Source organism: Micrococcus sp. KRD077 (assembly GCF_017168505.1).
Classification (GTDB): Bacteria; Actinomycetota; Actinomycetes; order Actinomycetales; family Micrococcaceae; genus Micrococcus; species Micrococcus luteus.
Genome location: NZ_JABFAZ010000036.1, coordinates 1 through 1982, shown reverse-complemented (window position 1 = coordinate 1982; position 1982 = coordinate 1). Strand labels below are relative to the sequence as shown.

At 74.6% G+C, this 1982-nt stretch carries 2 protein-coding genes and 1 pseudogene; 2 read left to right on the top strand and 1 reads right to left on the bottom strand.

Translation table 11 applies throughout. The features are described from left to right. Positions 1-300 (bottom strand): annotated as a pseudogene (locus J1M39_RS09210) (amidase); the annotation flags it as partial. Between the two features lie 83 nt (positions 301-383). Between J1M39_RS09210 and J1M39_RS09205 the strand changes: the two are divergent. Beyond that, positions 384-710: a rhodanese-like domain-containing protein gene (locus tag J1M39_RS09205; protein ID WP_002858251.1), complete on the top strand. Its 327-nt coding sequence runs from the start codon at positions 384-386 to the stop codon at positions 708-710. Further along, a complete protein-coding gene (gene pheA, locus J1M39_RS09200) occupies positions 707-1657 on the top strand; it encodes a prephenate dehydratase (protein ID WP_036316234.1) in 951 nt (316 codons plus the stop codon). Before J1M39_RS09205 ends, pheA begins: the two co-directional genes overlap by 4 nt. Positions 1658-1982 lie beyond the last annotated feature (325 nt).

The following is a 1982-nucleotide window of genomic DNA, read 5'->3' as shown; positions in this document are numbered from 1 at the left end:
GTGTATAAGAGACAGGTGCGGACCGGGCACGGCCCGGGGCGCGACGCGCGGGTGGGCCGCGTCCAGCTCGGCCGCACGGGTCCGGGCCCCCTCGGCGTCGAGGAGGGCGAACGCGCCGAGGTCCGCGTGGGCCTGGGCCGCGGCGAGGGCGGCCTCCGTGACCTCCCGGGCGCTCAGCTCCCCGGCGGCGAGGTCCTCCCGCAGGCGCACGGCCGAGCGGTCCAGGAGCCGGGCTGGGCCGGGGGCAGAGGGGGTGCGGTCGTCGTCGTCGGCGGCGGGTGCGGCGTCGGAGGTCTGCATGCGGCCGAGCCTAACGGGCGTGGCCCGGGTCATGGACGGCGGGGCCTTCCTGGGACGTCCGGGCGGGTGGCTACGCTGAAGCCATGAGCGCCTTCGAGACCGTCGATGTGAACGAGATCCCCGCCGATGCAACCATCCTGGACGTCCGCGAGGACGACGAGTGGGCCCTGGGCCGCGCCGCCGGCGCCCAGCACATCCCGCTGGGCCAGCTGCCGGACCGGCTCGAGGAGCTGGACCCGGACACGGACTACTACCTGATCTGCCGCACCGGCGGCCGCTCCGCCCGCGCCGCCGAGTTCATGACCGGCCGCGGCTACTCGGCCATCAACGTGGCCGGCGGCTCCGGCGCGTGGCTCGAGGCCGGCAAGCCGATGGAGGCCGACGGCGACGCCGAGCCCACCGTCAAGTGACGGGGACGGGCTCCGCTGACGCGACGCCGTCGCGCCTGCGCTACGCCTTCCTCGGCCCGGCCGGCACCTTCACCGAGGCCGCCCTGCGCAAGGTGGCGGACCCGGCCGAGGCCGAGTTCGTGTCTGCGGGCTCCGTGCTGAGCGCCGTGGCGGCGCTGCGCAGGGGGGAGGTGGACCGCGCCGTCGTCCCCATCGAGAACTCGGTGGAGGGCGGCGTCTCCGCCACCGTGGACGAGATCGCCCTCGGGGAGACGCTGCAGATCCTCGCGGAGGTGCACGTGCCCATCAGCTTCGTGCTCGTGGGCCGGCCCGGCGTCGCGATGGAGGACGTGCGGCGCGTGACCACGCACCCCCACGCCTGGGCGCAGGTGCGCGGCTGGGCCGAGACGGCGCTGCCGGGTGTGGATTTCACGCCCGCCCCGTCGACGGCGGCCGGGGCCGGCCTCGTGGCCCAGGGCGACTTCGACGCCGCCGTGTGCGCCCCGCTCGTGGCCGAGCAGACCGGGTTGCCGGTGCTCGCCGAGCGGATCGAGGACGTGCCGGGCGCCGTGACGCGCTTCGTGCTGCTCTCCCGGCCGACGGCCCTGCCCGCGCCCACGGGAGCGGACAAGACCACGCTGGTGGTGCCGCTGCCGGAGGACCGGCCCGGCGCCCTCGGGCAGATCCTGGCCGAGTTCACCACGCGCGGGGTGAACCTCTCCCGCATCGAGTCCCGGCCGACCGGCGAGGGCATCGGGCGGTACTTCTTCTCCCTCGACCTCGAGGGGCACCTGGCGGAGGCCCGCGTGGGTGATGCGCTCGCGGCCCTGTACCGGGAGTACCCCGACCTGCGGTTCCTGGGCTCGTACGCGCAGGCCGAGCCCGTGCCCACGAGGGTGCCGGCCGAGTTCACCGACGCCGCGTATCGCTCCGGCCGCGCCTGGGTGGAGTCCCTCCGCTCCCGCTGAGGCGGTGCAGCACTTTCGTTCGGGAAACGGCGGCCCCCGGGCCACTTTCGTTCGGGAAACGGCGGCCCCCGAGGGACTTTCGTTGACGAAACGGGAGGTTCCTAGGCCCCTTTCGTGGCCGAAACGGGACGATCACCACGACGACGGGCCGTCGTCGCGCTTCCCGTCCGCGCGTCGCCCCGGCGCCCGTTTCCCGAACGAAAGCGCTGGGGAAGCCGCCGTTTCCCGAACGAAAGTGCTGGGGAAGCCGCCGTTTCCCGAACGAAAACGGTGGGGAAGCCGCCGTTTCCCGAACGAAAGCGGGGGCGGGGGGTCAGATGTGCGG